Genomic DNA, 17,397 nt, shown 5'->3' on the forward strand with positions numbered 1-17,397 from the left:
TGAATTTTTGCGGCATGTCTTTTTAGTGTTAATTTAAATTCATAATATCCTTGATTTATAGAAATTTAATACCTTTATGAATCGAATTCTCGGATAATATAAACGAAATTTGAAATTATAAAAAACTAACACTGAAAACACCATGATTGGCAATATTAAATGTATGATTATTGAGGATGATGAACTGGACAGACTGGTTCTTCATCAGCATATCAAGCAGTTTGAGAATATTGCTGTTGTGGGATCGTTCGATTCTGCTGAGAAGGCGATTCCGCATCTTAATACTCCGGTTGACCTTATTATTTTAGATATAGATTTACCGGGAATGAGTGGGATTGAATTCCGAAAAATGACTCAAAAAATCCCTGCCTGCATTTTCGTAAGTTCACATCCTGAATATGCGATCAATACATTCGAGGTTGATACTTTTGATTTTATTACGAAACCTCTGAAATCAGAACGTTTCAATTATTCTATGCAGAAGCTTTTTGATTTTTTTGAAATGAAGGAAAAGTCCGAAAACTTTGATGCTCTTGTGGGTGAAAATAATATCAGAATAAAAGAAGGAAACAGTATTTCACAGATTAAAATAAGTGATATTCTTTATCTTGAAGCACTCAAAGATTATACAAGAATTGTAACTACAGAGAAAAGGCATTGTATCCTGGATTCAATAGGAAATATTTTGAATAAAAGTTATTTTGATTCTTTTATCAGAATTCATAGGAGTTATGCGGTTCCCAGACATCTGATCAGAAGTAAAAATACCCATGAGGTGGAATTGGTACATCATATAAAATTACCGATCGGGAGAACTTATAAGAGTAATTTAGATTTTTTTGGAGCTTAAAGTGATTGTACTTCCCTGATTTTGTTCGGATTTAACTTCAATTTCCATATCAATGGCTCTGGAAAGATCTCTGATAAGATGCAAACCCAAACCTTTTTTGGTTCCGATAGTTACACTGTCATCAAATAATGCTTTGAATTTATCCGTTGAAGCGCCTTCTCCGTTGTCTGTAATAGTGATGTAATTTTTATTTTCATCCGAAAAAGCCTTCCAGATAATTACTTTTTTACCTTCTTTTTGTTCTAAAACTTTTACGGAATTATTGGTTAAATTCCTCGTAATCGTTTTAAGATATTCCTGATCTGTTGAGATGCTCATGTTTTCAGGAAAATCAAATATAAATTCGATATTTTCCACCCACGAAAAATTTTCTTCAATGTCTTTAAAAATATCTTTAATGAAAACCGTTTTGATTTCAGGAGAAAAATTATCCATCTGACCTTTGCTCCAAAGAAGAAGATCTTCCATTTGCTGCAGTAATTTTTCGGAAGCATTGATGACTTTATTTTCAAGACGTTTTTTTGTTTCATCGTCCATGATTTCCGGAGCTTCTTTCTGAAGATGAAGAAAATGAATCAACCCGACAACCGGACTTCGAAGATCGTGATTGAGAATCCCGAAAAACTTCATATTGGTTTTATTGGCTTTATCAAGTTCTATGTTCAGTTTTTGAAGCCTGTCGCTGTTCTTTTTTGATTGTTTATAGAGGAAAAACATCAAAACTCCGATTGTTAAAAGTGCAAAAAGTCCTAAAATGTAATATAATCTTTCTCTTTCTTTGTTTTTGATAATCAGTTTATTAAATTTAATTTCCTTGTTTTTCTGCTCGACGACTTTTTGGCTTTCCAGTTTTGCCATTTCGTTTTTTCTGCTTTGGGAATAGATGGAATCTCTTGTGTTATAATATTCCTGAATGTTTTCGGCATAACCATCAAGATCTCCTTTCAATCTGCTTAATTCCGACATTCCAAGATAATTGAACATCACCCATTGCTTATTATTGTTGTTTTCGGCAATGCTTTTACTGATCTCAAACTCTTTTTGAGCCTCTTTTAAAAGCTCATTTTTATTCCATTTCAGCTGATTCTGATATTTCCCATATTGTTTATAAAAATCCAGATACGTATAAGCGATATTGTAATGATTGGCAACCGACATATAATGATTAGGCGAAGTTTTGTCCCAGATTTCCTGTGCTTTCATCTGCATTTGGTAACTTTCCATCAATTTGGTTACATCCAGAAGAGACCAATTGGTAAAAAGCCACGCCTGTCCATACTCATTTTGAGTATTTTTGAAATATTGATAGGCTTTTTCAAAATTAATCTGAGCTTCTTTTAGTTTTCCGAGACTTCTGTCGATTTCAGCTAAAACTCCGTGACAAAATCCTAATGCCTCCTGCGAATTGGATTCCTGAGCGGCTTTCAGTGCTTTATTGATGTTTTCGTAAGATTTTTCTTTATTAGATTCATCAAGATAAAGAAAAGCTAAACTTCTGTACGCTGAATTAACGATCCAGAGATTTTTACTTTTTGTGCCTAAATCAATTGATTTTAAATAATTTTTGACAGCTTCTGCATGTTCTCCTTTCTGATGGGAAAGCCTTCCGAACATATAGTAATTATCTGCCAAAGTATATTCATCCTTGTTTTTTGTATTAATATTGAAAGATTCCTGATTGTATTTTAAAGCCTGACTGATTTTATTTTTTTCGGTATAATAACTTACCAATCCCAAAAAAGCTTTTCCTTTCCTGATATTCCATTTATTTTTTTTGATAAGTTCAAGATTCTTCTGAGTGTAAAAAAAACAGCTGTCAGGATTATAAATTCTGTAAATATTGACTAAGCTTTGCTGCAATTCAAAGCGCTTTTCTTCAGGAGGATTGGTTTTCAATTCTTTTTTGAAGAATTCGAGCTTCGAAAACTCCTGTGAGCATAATGGTAATGGCAAGAACAGGATAAAAAGTATGAATCTTGCAATCATAATGTGTTATTTCCACTAAGATAATGCTTTCTTAAATGTCATTCGTCGATTTTTTTTGTCGTTTATCTATTTTAAAAATATCCGCCTTTCATATGTGGTAATTTAGCGATTCAGAATTCTCTTTAAAATTTTGACTAAACCAATTAATAACCACAAAACCATTTTATATGAAAAGAACATCTATTCAATGCTTCTTTCTCATGCTACTTCTCATCCCCATCTCTTTGCTGAAAGCACAATCAGCAGTTTTGGCGACAGGAGCAGATGCTACAGGAAGTAACGGCTCGGTTTCTTATAGTGTAGGGCAGGCTGCTTATCTCGTAAAGGGAAGCAGCCGTCAGGTTTCTGAAGGCGTACAACAAGTCTACGAAATCACTACACTCGCAACCAGTGAAATCTCAAATTCAACTGAAGAAGGCATTTTACTTTATCCTAATCCTTTTAAAGATTATTTGTATCTGGACTTTACAACAAATAATTTCAAAGGTTCTGAGTATCAACTTTTCGATGCTCAGGGAAAATTAATTAAAACGGATAAAATAAGTCAGTCTAAGTCTGAATTCAACTTTTCTTATCTGCCATCCGCGATGTATATCATCAGGATAAATCAAGAAGGTAAAAACATTAAAACATTTAAAATCATTAAAAAATAACAACCATGAAAAAAATATTATTCGCGGCGGGACTTCTGCTTGGCACACATCTGGCCTTTGCACAGGCACCCGAAAAAATGAGCTATCAGGCGATCATTAGAAATACAACAGGACAGGTTTTACAAAATCAGAGTATAGGAGTAAGAGTAAGTATTCTACAGGGTTCACCTGCAGGAACAGTAGTTTATTCCGAAAGACTTACAGGAAGTACCAATACCAACGGTCTTATCACCATGGAAATAGGTACGGGAACGGTACTTTCAGGAACTTTCAATGCGATTAACTGGCCAACGGGAAGTTATTATTTAAAAACAGAAACCGACCCAACCGGAGGAACAACTTATACGATTACAGGAACAAGCCAGCTATTAAGCGTTCCTTATGCAATGTTTGCGAAATCAGCAGGTGCTGTAAGCGGTGGCGGAACCTTCACAATTCCTTATACAAATACAGTAAACAATGCAGGAACTCTTTTCTCTTTAACGAATGACGGTGACGGAACTTCTCTTGAAGGAAATAATACAACAACAACTTCAAGTATCGCCGCAGTAAGAGGTGCAGTTACCAACACTGCACCCGGCGGATTTTCTTCTGCAGTAAGGGGTATTAACAACGGTACAGGCGGTTTGGGAATCGGAGCTTGGGGATCTCAGGCCGGAAGCGGCTGGGGAGTTTACGGGGTTACACCTGCCGGACTAGGAGTTTATGGTAATTCATCAGCTGCCGGAACAGGGGTATATGCCAACAGTACTTCCGGAACGGGATTAACGGCAACAAGCACTAATGGTATTGGTGCAAGCATATCGATTTTTAATAATGCAAATAATAACAATGTCCTTAACGCAAATACAGTCGGAAACGGAACGGTAATTAATGTCAGTTCTACAGGAAGTGGAACAGGGGTTTTCAGTTCTACAGGATCAGGATTTGGTGTTCAGGGTGTTACCAGCCAACAAACCTCTGCCGGAATTGTAGGAGATAATAATGGAAATGGAGAAGCTGTTGTTGGTAGAACAACCAGTGGAATTGCAGGAGCTGTTGTCGGTAGAAATGACGGAGCAGGTTATGGTGTAAGAGGTTTCCTGGCCACGAATACTTCAGGAACCGGAGTTGGTGTTTTTGGGCAAGTGGGTATTAACGGAAGTACAGGGCGTGCCGGAAGATTTGAAAATACAAATTCCTCAAATGACAGAAATACTTTCGAAGTAGAATCAAACAGTACAGGAAACATTCCGGATAATACTTTAGGAAATGTCTCTTCATTTCTTTCAAATAATACAAACAGTGTAAGTGCCGCAGTAAGAGGAGAAACCAAAACGATCTTTGGAAATTTCGGTGCTGCAGGTATTTTCGGTGTAGCTTCAGGAACAGGAGGTTTCGGTGGTTTGTTTTACTCGTCAAACGTGAGTGGAAACGGGCGTGCTTTAGTTGCTCTAACCGATGGTAATGGTGATGCTATTGTTGCCAATGCCGGAAAAGATGGGGATGCAATAGAAGCCAATGTTGACGGAGCCGGTCGTGCCATCTATGGCTGGACACCAACATTCAGTTTAGGAAAACCAGCAGAATTCCAAAACTTTAACACATCAAATACCAATGCTGTAGTTACAGCAAAAACAGTCGGAAATGGTATGGGCGGAGATTTCTTTGTTGATAATACAAACGGAACCTCTGCTGCCCTGCATGGTAAAGTAAATTCAATATTTGCCAATTTCGGAACCGCGGGAGTTTATGGTGAATCTGTAGGAACCGGAGGTTATGGAGGTTTATTTTATTCCAGTAATGTCAGTGGAAACGGACCTGCATTATTGGCGCTGACAGAAGGTGCCGGAAACGGAATTACAGCAAATGCCGGCGGAAATGGAGACGGGGTTGAAGCTACAGTAGACGGGACAGGGTCTGCTATTTATGGATGGATTCCAAATTTTGGAACAGGTAGAGCAGGATACTTCAGAAACTTTAATAATTCCAATGGTCAACCAGTAGTCCAGATCACTACAACTGGGACAGGATCTACCTTGCTCATTAACCATCAGGGACCATCAGGAAGTATTGCCACTTATCAGAGTGCCTCAAGTAACGTAGCCCGTATCGATAAAACAGGAAAAGGATTTTTCAATGGAGGTACCCAAAACAGTGGAGCCGACGTTGCCGAAGCTTTCGATGTGGAAGGAAATACTTCAGAATACGAACCGGGAGATATTTTAATTATTTCAACAGACTCGGACAGAACGGTAGAAAAATCTTCAAAACCATATTCTAACCTGGTTGCAGGAGTTTATGCAACAAAACCGGGAGTTCTTTTAACAGAGGAAAATATTGATTCTGAATTGATCGGGAAAGTTCCGATGGGAGTAATCGGGGTAATTCCCACGAAAGTTTGTCTTGAAGGAGGAAAAATTAAAAGAGGAGATCTTTTAGTGACTTCATCAAAATCAGGAGTTGCAATGAAAGCTAATCCTAAAAAAGTGAAAATCGGACAGGTAATTGGTAAAGCTCTTCAGGATTACGATCAAAATGAAATCGGTAAAATCAAAGTATTAGTAAACATTAAATAAACTATCATGAAATCATTATATATCATTGCATTCTTAGCCTTAAGCGTAAATATTTATGCCCAGGAAAACAGAAAAGCTCCTGAAACACAGTCGCAGGAAGCTCCGAATTACAAAGAATCTAAAGAATTCGAGGCAAAAATGATGAAGGAAGCTCAGGAAAGAGCAGCAAAAAAGCCTTCAACAACACTTGTTTCTGAGCAGGGTCTTGAAGTAAAGCAGCAAGAAAAAAAGCCGGAAAAATCAAATAATACCGGAAAATTACTTCCAAATACGGCAAGTTTTGAAGATGTTTTGGCAACGATTCCAGGGAGAAAGTCTCATAAAGCTGGAAGCTCTAAAATAAACAACAATACTCAGGGATTGGTTAGTAATGCAGATTTAACACTACAGGATATCAAAAAAACTATTCCGAAAAACTAATAACTCAAACAGATTTTTCAACTAAAAGAAAGTCCATCTAACAAGGTGGACTTTTTATATTTTAAAATTTATTTGAATTAAAATTAATCCCAATCAGCAGCTATAAATTTCATTGAATTTCCATTATCATCGGTTAATGTCAAAAAATGTCCTTCAACTTTATAGTTCGTCATATTTTTAAAACCTTTAGAAAAACTGTCCTCTAGTTTCATATCTTGGCAAGCCATTAATGTTGACCCGATTCCAGAGATTTTTACTTTACCGTCTTTTTTAAATTCAGAAGAAAAAAACATCCTGTTACAACCCATAAAAGCTCCTCCTTTAATTTTTCCGTCTTCGATGGTTGAGGTTAAATCAATTTTAGCATTACTTTTAATTAAATCTTGTTTATCATAGCCTTCAAAAGAGATCAACATCCATTCTCTTTGGATCTGCGGATTTTTTACCGGAACTGAAGAGCAGTGTAGAGTAAATACCAGACATAAAACAGTTAAAATAGTAAACATTATCTTTTTCATAACTCACTCTAATCCATTTTCATACCATCACAGACATGAAACAGTAAAAATTTTAGTAAATTAGCGACACAAAAATTATTTTATAAAATGAAAAGAATATTACTACTATTCACTTTCCTTTTAAGTTTTGTTCAAATGAGGGCAGACGAGGGAATGTGGCTGTTAATGCTCGTAAAAAGACTTAATGGTGTGGATATGCAAAAAGAAGGTTTGCATCTTACGCCTGAAGAAATTTATTCTGTCAACAATTCAAGCTTGAAAGATGCGATTGTAAGTTTCGGTGGCTTCTGTACAGGTGAGATTGTATCCAGTCAAGGTCTTATTTTCACAAATCACCATTGTGGTTATGGTGCTGTAGCAGCAGCTTCTACACCGGAAAAAGACTATCTGAAGAACGGATTCTGGGCAATGAAGCAAAAAGACGAATTCAATGCAAAAGATCTTTATGTAAGATTTTTGGTAAGAATGGATGACGCTACACAAAGAATCAATTCTAAACTAAATAACAACATGTCTGCTGCAGAGAGAAAAGCTGTGATTGATGCCGAAACTAAAGCAATCCAGTCTGAAAACTCTGAAAACGGAAAATATACTGTAGTAGTAAGAGATTTCTTCAACGGGAACGAATTCTATTATTTTGTTTATCAAGATTACAAAGATATCAGATTGGTTGGAGCTCCGCCTTCATCATTAGGAAAATTTGGGGGTGATACAGATAACTGGGAGTGGCCGAGACACACTGCAGACTTTACGGTTTTCAGAGTATATGCTGATGCAGCTGGAAATCCTGCTGAATTTGCTCCAACGAACGTTCCTTTAAAGCCTAAACATTTCTTACCTGTTTCTCTTAAAGGAGTAAAACCTGGTGATTTCTCAATGATTTTAGGCTATCCGGGAAGAACAAACCGTTATTTAACTTCTTACGGAATTCAGCAAATGGTGGGTAAAGATTATCCGGCTTGGGTTGAAGCTTCTAAATTGGCAATGGACGTAATGAAGAAGTACATGGATAAAGATAAGGGAACTCAACTTAACTATGCTTCTCAATATGCTTCTGTAGCTAACTACTGGAAAAACAGACAAGGAACAATTGATGCCGTTATCAAAAACGGAACAATTACCGAGAAACAGGCTATTGAAGAAAAATTCAAAACATGGGCTGTACAACCTGCAAACATTGCTGAGTATGAAACAGTTTTGGATGATATAGGTATTTATTACAAACAGACTTCTGATAGAAATGTTGAAAGAAATTATGCTACTCAGCTTTTAAGAAATTCTAAATATTTCACTCTTGCACTACAGGTAGGTCCTGTTCTAAGAGCTTATGCTGAACAAGATATGAAAGGAAGATTGGCAATGAAGCCAAAAGTAGATGCTGCAATTAAAGCTGCTTACGAAAACATCAATACAAACCTTGAAGGTGAAATGATGAATTCAATGGTAAACCTTTACCAGACAAGAGTGAAAAGAGATGTTGCTTCTGAAACGATTATGGGATTAGATGCAAAAACTCTTTCTAATATTGCTTATTCTTCAATTTTTGCTAATAAAACTTCTGCTACAAACTTTGTTTTGAATCCGGACCGTTTAAAATTAGATGCAGATCCGCTTTTGAAAATTGCAAACGGAATTGTTGCCGATCAAAAAACTTCGGCTGAGAGATTCGTGAAAATCGATGATAATTTTGCTAAAAACAACAGATTATTCTTAGCAGGATTAATGAAAACTATGCCTGAAAAGAAATTCTATCCGGACGCTAACTCTACAATGAGATTAACGTACGGAACTGTAGATAAATTACCAATCAGAGAAGACAGAAACTATTTCGGTGTTACTGATAACTATTATACAGATATGACAGGTCTTGTAGGAAAATACAAGAAAGGTGATGAAGAATTTGATCTTCCACAAAGAGTAATCGACCTTTATAACATCAAAGATTTCGGTCAGTATGCAGATGCTAAAGGTTATATGCCTGTAAATTTCTTGTCAAACAACGATATTACAGGTGGTAACTCTGGTTCTCCGGTAATCGATGGAGACGGAAACCTTATCGGTATCGCATTCGACGGAAACAGTGAAGCTTTAAGCGGTGATATTGTTTTCGAACAAGAATGGCAAAAAACAATCAACGTAGACGTTCGTTTTGTTCTTTGGACAATCGACAAATATGCAGGTGCAAGAAGACTAATTGACGAATTACAATTAGTAAAAGATGCAAATACTCCTGCAGATACAAAAACTAAACCGGCTAAACCTTTAAAGGCAGCTAAAAAAGCAAAATAATCTTTATTGATATATTTAAAAAACCGTGAGAGTTTTCTTTCACGGTTTTTTTGTTTTTATAATATTAAAAAGTAATTTTTTTTGGATTAAGCATTCCAAAATTCCCGATCCAAACTTCTGTATTGTATCGCTTCAGAAATATGCTGAGAGAGGATGTTTTCAGATTGTTCAAGATCTGCAATTGTTCTGGCTACTTTCAGAATTCTGTCATAAGCTCTTGCTGAAAGATTCAGTTTTTCCATAGCTAATTTGATGAGGTTGAATGATGTAGAATCCAGTTCGCAAAATTTTTCTATTTCTCTGGGTCCGATTTGAGCATTATAGCTGATTTTTAAATCTTTATATCGTTCCATTTGAATCTCACGGGCAATCAATACACGTTTTCTGATATCTTCGCTTTTTTCTCCTTTTCTTTTTTCTGTCAATTGTTCAAATTCAACTTTTTGCACCTCAATATGAATATCAATTCTATCCAGGAGCGGCCCCGAAAGTTTACTCATATACCGCTGCATTTCGAAAGTTGTTGAAGTATTATTCGGATCGTCCGGAAAAAAACCACTGGGACTTGGATTCATCGAAGCTACCAACATAAAACTTGAAGGATAATTAACAGTAAATCTCGCCCGTGAAATTGTTACTTCACGATCTTCCAAAGGCTGTCGCATAACTTCTAAAACCGTTCTTTTGAATTCCGGCATTTCATCTAAGAATAAAACACCGTTATGAGCCAATGAAATTTCCCCGGGTTGCGGATAACCACCACCACCAACTAAAGCAACATCTGATATAGTATGGTGAGGTGCTCGAAAAGGACGAACTGTCATCAATGAAGTTTCTCTTCCCATCTTCCCCGCTACAGAATGTATTTTTGTGGTTTCTAACGCTTCTTTTAACGTTAATGGCGGCAAAATGCTCGGAACTCTTTTTGCAAGCATTGTTTTTCCGCTTCCGGGAGGTCCGATCAAAATAATATTATGTCCTCCTGCTGCGGCAACTTCCATGGCTCTTTTTGCTGTTTCCTGTCCTTTAACTTCAGAAAAATCAAAAGGAAAATCATTTATTTTCTCCTGAAATTCTTTTCTGGTATCAACTTCAATTTTTTGAAGCGGTTTTCCTTCATTAAAAAAGTCAATCACTTCTTTGATATTTTCTGCAGCATACACATCAAGGCTATTAACAATTGCTGCTTCACGAGTATTTTGTTTTGGCAGAATAATTCCTTTAAAACCTTCCTCACGAGCCTGAATGGCAATAGGCAAAACTCCCTGAATAGGCTGCAAGGTTCCATCAAGAGAAAGTTCTCCCATAATGATATAATCCTGAATATTTTCTGTAAGAATCTGGTCTGAAGCAGCAAGAATTCCGATGGCAATACTCAGATCATAAGCCGCTCCTTCTTTACGGAGATCTGCAGGGGCCATATTGATCGTGATTTTCTTTCCCGGAATTTTATAGCCTACATTTTTCAAAGCAGCTGAAATTCTGTAACTGCTTTCTTTGATGGCATTATCGGCAAGTCCGACCAAATGATAGCCGACACCGCCTGTATCTACATTTACTTCGATTGTAATTGTCTGTGCTGCAACTCCATGAATTGCACTTCCATAAATTTTGATCAGCATTTATCGTGTTTGCTGTAAATGTAAAAATTTTTTAATTAATAGTTTTTCTTATTAAAATTCACTTGAAAGTACAAAACGTAAAATATTATTCAGTTTTTTTAAAGTATTAAATATATTTTTACATTAAACATGAATAATTTGTGAAAAATTTTATTAGACTGATTGAAAAATCAGAGGATGCAAAATTTAAAAGGACTGTCTCATGATGAAACAGCCCTTTTTTTATTATCAATTATATATTGTTAAAACTCTATATCAACTTCTAATTTCTCTGCCAAAAGCTTTGAAATTTTTTCTTTTAAAGGCTCAATATCAATATTCTGCATTGCATCGTTTGCAAAAGCATATAATAATAAAGCCTGAGCTTCTTTTTTAGAAATACCTCTTGCTCTTAAATAGAACAATGCATCTTCATTTAACTGACCAACTGTACAGCCGTGAGAACATTTAACGTCGTCTGCGAAAATCTCCAATTGTGGTTTTGTATCAATCTTGGCACCTTCACTTAATAAAACATTGTTATTTTGCTGATAAGCATTTGTTTTCTGAGCAAGTTTATCCACAAAAACCTTTCCGTTGAAAACTCCATGAGAATTTCCACTGAAAATACCTTTGTAATTTTGGTAGCTTTCACAGTTTGGCTGATTGTGGTGAACTGCCGTGTGGTGATCTACCAGTTGGTCTTTCCCGATAATCGTGATTCCGTTCATGAATGAATTGATATTCGATCCGTTTTGAATAAAATCAAGGTTGTTTCTTACCAATTTACCTCCGAAAGAGAATGTATTTACAGTCGTTAAACTGTCTTTTTCCTGTTTTGCAAAAGTATTATCAATTAAATAAGAAGTATCATTATCGTTCTGAACTTTGTGCCAATCTGCTTTCGCATTTGGATATGTGAAAATTTCCGTCACAGAATTTGTCAATACATATGTGCTGTCAAAATTGTGGTGACTCTCAATGATTTCCACTTTTGCGCCTTCATCTACGATTAATAAATTTCTAGTGTTATAGAAAGTGTTTTCTTCCTGATTCTGAGAAATGTAAAAGACGTGAATCGGCTTTTCAATTACCACATTTTTAGGAACTTTTAAAAAGAAACCATACTTGCAATAAGCTTGATTTAAGTTCGTAAAGGCAGACTTGTTTGAAGCAATTGTATTAAAATACTGATCAAAAATATCTCTGTGTTTATCATCATTCAAAGCATAATTGAATGAAAGGAATTCAACATTTTCAATCGAAACTTTTGATAATTCTTTACGAAGTTTACCGTTCACGAAAGTAATCCAGTCAAAATTCTCTTCACCAAGATGCAATTCATCCAATTGCTCTTTGGTGATGTTGTGACTTTCTTTCGGGAAAAAGTTGTATCCTTTTTCGGTAATCTCCTTTAGGTTGGTATATTTATATTCTTCGTCTTTTTTTGTAGGAAAACCAAGTTTTTCAAACCTTTGAAGAGCAGCTTTTCTATCATCATCCAGAAATCTGTGACGAAGACTCTCCAAAAATTCATTGTGATTTTCTATAATTTGTTCTTTTAATGCCATTACTGGTATATCTGTGGTTTGCACCATTTTTTTCTTTTTATTTGGCTGAAATCTGTCATTCCGAAGAATGGATAATATATTAAACTTAGAGATTTTTAATTTTCATTAAACTAAAAAAATAATAAAGCCGAAATGTAAAAATCTCTGAATTTCTTACTCTTTTAATTAATTTAAAAGCCAGTCGTAACCTTTTTCTTCCAGTTCTAAAGCAAGAGATTTATCACCGGTTTTGATGATTTTTCCGTTTGCTAAAACGTGAACGAAGTCAGGCTGAATGTAGTTAAGCAATCTTTGATAGTGAGTAATCAAAAGCACTGCATTTCCTTCATTTTTAAAAGCATTTACACCGTCTGCAACGATTCTCAATGCATCAATGTCTAATCCTGAATCTGTTTCATCAAGAATAGCCAATTTCGGATCAAGCATCATCATCTGGAAGATCTCGTTTCTTTTCTTTTCACCTCCCGAAAAACCTTCGTTCAATGATCTTGAAAGGAAATCTTTTTTGATACCCAACTGCTCAGATTTTTCACGAATCATCGCCAACATTTCTTTTGCAGGCATTTCGGATAATCCTTTTGCCTTTCTGTTCTCGTTCATCGCAGCTTTGATGAAGTTGGTTACAGAAACTCCCGGAATTTCTACCGGATACTGGAAAGAAAGGAAAATTCCTTTGTGGGCTCTATCTTCAGGAGCGTCTTCGATGATATTTTCACCATCAAAAATAATTTCTCCGTCTGTAACTTCATAATCTTCTTTCCCTGCAATCACAGAAGAAAGAGTAGATTTTCCGGCTCCGTTCGGTCCCATGATGGCATGAACTTCACCCGGCTTTATTTCAAGATTGATACCTTTTAAAATTTCTGCGCCGTCTTCAATTTTGGCGTGCAAGTTTTTTATATTTAACATATGTTCAAATTTATCGCAAGGTCGGACTTTGAGTATATCCTTTGTAACACTAAACTACAATTAACAAAGGTGTTAACGCGTGCGAATGAAATATTATTTTTTATTTTTTTAATCTTAATTTCCCTTTTCAATAAAACTAAGATTACCCTACAGAACCTTCCAAAGAAATCTCAAGCAACTTTTGAGCTTCAATAGCGAATTCCATCGGTAATTTATTTAGAACTTCCTTACTGAAACCGTTTACGATCAAAGCAATTGCTCTTTCTGTATCAATACCTCTTTGGTTACAATAGAAAATCTGGTCTTCACCGATTTTTGAAGTGGTTGCTTCATGCTCTAACTGGGCTGTAGGATCTTTGATTTCGATGTAAGGGAAAGTATGTGCTCCACATTCATTACCCATCAATAAAGAGTCACACTGAGAGAAGTTTCTTGCTCCTTTTGCAGAAGGCATTACTTTTACCAAACCTCTGTATGAATTCTGAGATTTTCCGGCGGAAATACCTTTAGAAATAATCGTTGATCTCGTATTTTTACCGATATGAATCATTTTTGTTCCTGTATCAGCATATTGGTGATTATTTGTAACTGCGATAGAGTAGAACTCGCCGATTGAATTATCTCCTTTCAAAATACAAGAAGGATATTTCCATGTTACAGCAGAACCTGTTTCCACCTGAGTCCAAGAGATTTTTGCATTTCTTTCGCAAAGCCCTCTTTTTGTTACAAAATTGAAAACCCCACCTTTACCTTCTTCATTTCCGGGATACCAGTTTTGAACTGTTGAATATTTAATTTCAGCATTATCCATTGCAATCAACTCAACAACCGCAGCGTGAAGCTGGTTTTCGTCTCTCGAAGGAGCTGTACACCCTTCAAGATATGAAACGTAACTTCCTTCATCTGCAATTACAAGTGTTCTTTCAAACTGACCTGTTCCTGCCTGATTGATACGGAAATACGTTGATAATTCCATCGGACATCTTACGCCTTTTGGAATATAACAGAAACTTCCGTCAGAAAATACTGCGGAATTCAAAGCTGCATAGAAATTATCTCCTCTCGGAACGACTTTTCCAAGATATTTTCTTACTAAATCAGGGTGATTTTTAATAGCTTCGGAAATGGAGCAGAAAATAATTCCTTTTTCCATCAATGTATCCTGAAAAGTTGTCTTTACAGAAACTGAGTCTATTACGATATCGACAGCAACTCCCGAAAGCCTTTTCTGCTCCTCAATATTGATTCCTAATTTTGCAAAAGTTGCCAATAATTCAGGATCTACTTCATCTAAACTTTCCAATTCAGGCTTTGCCTTTGGAGCAGCATAATATTTAATCGCCTGAAAATCAGGTTTTGTATATTTAATGTTTGCCCATTCTGGTTCCGCCATTTTCAACCAGATTCTGAAAGATTCCAAACGCCATTCTGTCATCCATTCGGGTTCCTCTTTTTTAGCGGAAATCGCACGGACGATATCTTCATTTAAACCAGTGGGAAAATCTTCGTAATCGATCTTCGTTTCCCAACCGAATTCATATTTTTTATTTTCTAAATCGACTCTTAAGTCGTCTTCAGTATATTTACTCATTTTATTAGATTTTAGATGTCAGATTTCAGATGTCAAATTAATTTTAACATCTAGCTACTAACTTCTAATTATAAAGAAAAACTCTCTCCACAACCACACGTTCTGGATGCATTAGGATTGTTGAAAACAAACCCCTTTCCGTTTAATCCTCCTGAATATTCAAGGATTGTTCCCGCTAAATAAAGGATAGATTTTTTCTCAACAATGATTTTAACGTCATTATCTTCGAAAATTTGATCAGTTTCTGTCTTGTGATTGTCAAATCCCAGAACATATTCTAAACCAGAACATCCTCCACTTTTTACCCCTACTCTTATATAATCTTCAGCAGGGTTGAAACCATCCTCCGTCATAAGTTGGATAGCTTTTGCCTTTGCTTGGTCTGATACTTTTATCATTGTATTTATTTAGAATGATTTAATAGTGCAAAAATACGAACTAATTTCCGCAATCTCAAATCGAAGATATCTATTTTAATGATTCCGATCTTATTAAGTGTATTTTAAAGAGAAATGTGAATGTTAAAATTGTATAAATTTTCCTGCAAAAGCACTGAGACTCTGTTTTTGATTTAACTTTGAATCATATTTTTTATCTATAAATAAAATTAATGATGAGACAAAAATTACTTGGTTTTTTTGTGTTGTTTTTAGCAGCAATGTCATATGGACAGACCGCAAGGTATGTTTATGAAACTTATGTAAATCCGGATTCAATTAATCTGGTGAGCATGAAGATGGAAAAAACGTTTCTCGATATTAAAGGAAACAAGTCTTTATTCATCAGTGAAAATAAATTAATAAAAGATTCTCTTTTTGCTTCTCTTAAACCGGAAGAAAAAGTAAATAATAAGAAAGAAGAAAAAGATTTTTCTAAATCAGGAGCAAGAAAGCGTATTGAACCGACTTTTTTTGAATATTTTATCACTAAAAATATTCCTGAACAAAAAGTTTATTATTATGACAGAGTAGGCGGAAAACAAATTTATTATCAGGAAGACAGACCGCTAAAATGGGAAATAACAAACAGTATTGAAAAACAAAATGGTTATTCTGCACAAAAAGCGACTGTCACTTTTGGAGGGAGAATTTGGACGGCTTGGTTTACAAAAGACATTAATGTTTCGGATGGGCCTTACAAATTTTCCGGATTACCGGGACTGATTGTGAAACTCGAAGACGATAATGGTGATTATAAATTTGATCTTGTTAAAAAAATTATCGTTCAAAATTCTTTTGAAGAACCTGTGAGTTCTGATGCAAAACAAAGTACAAGAATTAATTTTCATGGTGATAAGGCTGCGTTGGAATTAGAATTTAATAAAAACAGAAAATCTATGGCAGGAAATAATGGCGGAGGAATGCAAGACTTTGGCGGCGGAAGACAAGGAGGAATGAACGGAGGCGGAATGAGAGGTAACGGAGGTCGTGGAATGCACAGAGGAGGAATGGGAATGGACGGAGGAAATAATAGTTTTCCAATGCAAAGTTCAGGAAGTGGAAATGTTCCTTTTAATGCAGGAAGCCAAAATCCGATAGAATTAAAATAAAAATATAATATAAATGAAAAAATTAGGCATTATTGCTTTAGCGTTATTCGTACAGACTGCATTTGCGCAAACGAACAGATTTGTGTATCAGGTTACTATGAAACCGGACGCGTCGAATAAAAGTGATATTAAAACAGAAAATGCATACCTGGATATTTCTCCCGAAAAATCAGTTTTTTATTCTGAAAACAGAATTAAAAGAGATTCTATTATGCAGGCAACTTTTCAAAGTGGGGGAGCGAGAAGTTTCAACAGAGACCAAATGGAAAATTTGAGGTCGAATATCAATTATTCTATCGAAAAAGATAAAAAAAATCAGAAAACGACTTTTAAAGACAGAATTGGTAGAGATGTTTATACTTACGAGGAAGACAGACCATTAAACTGGAAAATTTCTTCTGAAACCACAAAAATCGGTGAATATAAAGTTCAGAAGGCTGAAACAGATTTCGGAGGAAGAAAATGGACGGCTTGGTTTACAACAGATTTACCTTATCAGGATGGGCCATATAAATTTGGCGGACTTCCGGGATTAATTATAAAAGCAGAAGATGATAAAGGAGAATATTCTTTTGACTTAATGAAAAATTATAAAATCGCGGATTTCCCTACTTTAAACCAATTCGGAAATACAATTAAAGTAAAAAGAGGAGATTATGTAAAACAGCAGAAGAAATTCCAGGAAGATCCAATGTCATTCATGACGCAAGGCGGAGGCGGCGGTCCCATGAGAATTGGTGGCGGAGGCGGAAACCGTGGTGGTGGCGGTGGTGGAAATCAAAATCCTGCCGACATGAGAAAGAGAATGGAGGAGAGAATAAAAGACGAAGCAAAACGAAACAGTAATCCGATCGAATTACAATAAAACAAAACCCTGAAGGACTTCTTCAGGGTTTTAATTA

Annotated in this window: 14 protein-coding genes; 7 read left to right on the forward strand and 7 right to left on the reverse strand. The window is 35.6% G+C overall.

What is annotated here, in order from left to right; all coding sequences use genetic code 11:
* Window positions 1–142: 142 nt before the first annotated feature.
* A complete protein-coding gene (locus tag ABD745_RS18385; protein ID WP_344833547.1) occupies window positions 143–850 on the forward strand; it encodes a LytR/AlgR family response regulator transcription factor in 708 nt (235 codons plus the stop codon).
* Here the strand turns inward: ABD745_RS18385 and ABD745_RS18390 are convergent.
* On the reverse strand, window positions 830–2,836 hold the full coding sequence (locus ABD745_RS18390; RefSeq protein WP_344833549.1) for an ATP-binding protein: 2,007 nt from the start codon (window positions 2,834–2,836) through the stop codon (window positions 830–832). The two genes, ABD745_RS18385 and ABD745_RS18390, sit on opposite strands and share 21 nt — an antisense overlap.
* 200 nt (window positions 2,837–3,036) lie before the next feature.
* Between ABD745_RS18390 and ABD745_RS18395 the strand changes: the two genes are divergently transcribed.
* Genes ABD745_RS18395 through ABD745_RS18405 form a run of 3 tightly spaced genes read left to right on the forward strand, consistent with a single transcriptional unit; the run spans window position 3,037 to window position 6,467 of the window.
* Window positions 3,037–3,489, forward strand: coding sequence for a T9SS type A sorting domain-containing protein (locus ABD745_RS18395; protein ID WP_344833552.1), 453 nt, complete (start codon window positions 3,037–3,039; stop codon window positions 3,487–3,489).
* Window positions 3,490–3,494: 5 nt separating this feature from the next.
* A complete protein-coding gene (locus tag ABD745_RS18400) occupies window positions 3,495–6,047 on the forward strand; it encodes a beta strand repeat-containing protein (protein ID WP_344833554.1) in 2,553 nt (850 codons plus the stop codon).
* A gap of 6 nt (window positions 6,048–6,053) precedes the next feature.
* Window positions 6,054–6,467: a hypothetical protein gene (locus ABD745_RS18405; RefSeq protein ID WP_344833557.1), complete on the forward strand. Its 414-nt coding sequence runs from the start codon at window positions 6,054–6,056 to the stop codon at window positions 6,465–6,467.
* Window positions 6,468–6,550: 83 nt separating this feature from the next.
* On the opposite strand, the gene ABD745_RS18410 is transcribed toward ABD745_RS18405, so the two are convergent.
* Window positions 6,551–6,973, reverse strand: coding sequence for an META domain-containing protein (locus ABD745_RS18410; protein ID WP_344833559.1), 423 nt, complete (start codon window positions 6,971–6,973; stop codon window positions 6,551–6,553).
* Between the two features lie 99 nt (window positions 6,974–7,072).
* Here ABD745_RS18410 and ABD745_RS18415 point away from each other — a divergent pair, with 99 nt between their 5' ends.
* Window positions 7,073–9,274, forward strand: coding sequence for a S46 family peptidase (locus ABD745_RS18415; protein WP_344833561.1), 2,202 nt, complete (start codon window positions 7,073–7,075; stop codon window positions 9,272–9,274).
* Window positions 9,275–9,360: 86 nt separating this feature from the next.
* Here the strand turns inward: ABD745_RS18415 and ABD745_RS18420 are convergent, their stop codons facing one another.
* The 5 genes from ABD745_RS18420 to ABD745_RS18440 form a co-directional block, all read right to left on the reverse strand.
* A complete protein-coding gene (locus ABD745_RS18420; protein ID WP_344833564.1) occupies window positions 9,361–10,896 on the reverse strand; it encodes a YifB family Mg chelatase-like AAA ATPase in 1,536 nt (511 codons plus the stop codon).
* 242 nt (window positions 10,897–11,138) lie between these two features.
* Window positions 11,139–12,446 (reverse strand): Fe-S cluster assembly protein SufD, encoded by a 1,308-nt coding sequence (gene sufD / locus ABD745_RS18425; protein WP_344834054.1) that lies wholly within the window; start codon window positions 12,444–12,446, stop codon window positions 11,139–11,141.
* 165 nt (window positions 12,447–12,611) lie between these two features.
* Window positions 12,612–13,355 (reverse strand): Fe-S cluster assembly ATPase SufC, encoded by a 744-nt coding sequence (sufC, locus tag ABD745_RS18430; protein ID WP_047398799.1) that lies wholly within the window; start codon window positions 13,353–13,355, stop codon window positions 12,612–12,614.
* Between the two features lie 142 nt (window positions 13,356–13,497).
* Window positions 13,498–14,946, reverse strand: coding sequence for a Fe-S cluster assembly protein SufB (gene sufB, locus ABD745_RS18435; protein ID WP_344833571.1), 1,449 nt, complete (start codon window positions 14,944–14,946; stop codon window positions 13,498–13,500).
* A gap of 68 nt (window positions 14,947–15,014) precedes the next feature.
* Window positions 15,015–15,344, reverse strand: a complete 330-nt coding sequence (locus ABD745_RS18440; protein WP_047398797.1) for an iron-sulfur cluster assembly accessory protein — start codon at window positions 15,342–15,344, stop codon at window positions 15,015–15,017.
* A 212-nt stretch (window positions 15,345–15,556) separates the two neighbouring features.
* Between ABD745_RS18440 and ABD745_RS18445 the strand changes: the two genes are divergently transcribed.
* Window positions 15,557–16,495 (forward strand): GLPGLI family protein, encoded by a 939-nt coding sequence (locus ABD745_RS18445; RefSeq protein WP_344833574.1) that lies wholly within the window; start codon window positions 15,557–15,559, stop codon window positions 16,493–16,495.
* Window positions 16,496–16,508: 13 nt separating this feature from the next.
* On the forward strand, window positions 16,509–17,360 hold the full coding sequence (locus tag ABD745_RS18450) for a GLPGLI family protein (protein ID WP_344833576.1): 852 nt from the start codon (window positions 16,509–16,511) through the stop codon (window positions 17,358–17,360).
* The last annotated feature ends 37 nt before the right edge of the window (window positions 17,361–17,397 follow it).

The sequence above is a fragment of the Chryseobacterium ginsenosidimutans genome (genome assembly GCF_039536845.1).
Taxonomy (GTDB): Bacteria; Bacteroidota; Bacteroidia; order Flavobacteriales; family Weeksellaceae; genus Chryseobacterium; species Chryseobacterium ginsenosidimutans_B.

What these genes read in the sequence shown, in the direction of transcription:
- ABD745_RS18415 (WP_344833561.1), top strand. Translation starts at nt 7,073, where the DNA reads ATGAAAAGAATATTACTACTATTCACTTTCCTTTTAAGTTTTGTTCAA.
- ABD745_RS18385 (WP_344833547.1), top strand. Translation starts at nt 143, where the DNA reads ATGATTGGCAATATTAAATGTATGATTATTGAGGATGATGAACTGGAC.
- ABD745_RS18450 (WP_344833576.1), top strand. Translation starts at nt 16,509, where the DNA reads ATGAAAAAATTAGGCATTATTGCTTTAGCGTTATTCGTACAGACTGCA.
- ABD745_RS18395 (WP_344833552.1), top strand. Translation starts at nt 3,037, where the DNA reads ATGCTACTTCTCATCCCCATCTCTTTGCTGAAAGCACAATCAGCAGTT.
- sufB (WP_344833571.1), bottom strand. Translation starts at nt 14,946, where the DNA reads ATGAGTAAATATACTGAAGACGACTTAAGAGTCGATTTAGAAAATAAA.
- ABD745_RS18400 (WP_344833554.1), top strand. Translation starts at nt 3,495, where the DNA reads ATGAAAAAAATATTATTCGCGGCGGGACTTCTGCTTGGCACACATCTG.
- ABD745_RS18445 (WP_344833574.1), top strand. Translation starts at nt 15,557, where the DNA reads ATGATGAGACAAAAATTACTTGGTTTTTTTGTGTTGTTTTTAGCAGCA.
- ABD745_RS18440 (WP_047398797.1), bottom strand. Translation starts at nt 15,344, where the DNA reads ATGATAAAAGTATCAGACCAAGCAAAGGCAAAAGCTATCCAACTTATG.
- sufC (WP_047398799.1), bottom strand. Translation starts at nt 13,355, where the DNA reads ATGTTAAATATAAAAAACTTGCACGCCAAAATTGAAGACGGCGCAGAA.
- ABD745_RS18390 (WP_344833549.1), bottom strand. Translation starts at nt 2,836, where the DNA reads ATGATTGCAAGATTCATACTTTTTATCCTGTTCTTGCCATTACCATTA.
- ABD745_RS18410 (WP_344833559.1), bottom strand. Translation starts at nt 6,973, where the DNA reads ATGTTTACTATTTTAACTGTTTTATGTCTGGTATTTACTCTACACTGC.
- ABD745_RS18420 (WP_344833564.1), bottom strand. Translation starts at nt 10,896, where the DNA reads ATGCTGATCAAAATTTATGGAAGTGCAATTCATGGAGTTGCAGCACAG.
- ABD745_RS18405 (WP_344833557.1), top strand. Translation starts at nt 6,054, where the DNA reads ATGAAATCATTATATATCATTGCATTCTTAGCCTTAAGCGTAAATATT.
- sufD (WP_344834054.1), bottom strand. Translation starts at nt 12,446, where the DNA reads ATGGCATTAAAAGAACAAATTATAGAAAATCACAATGAATTTTTGGAG.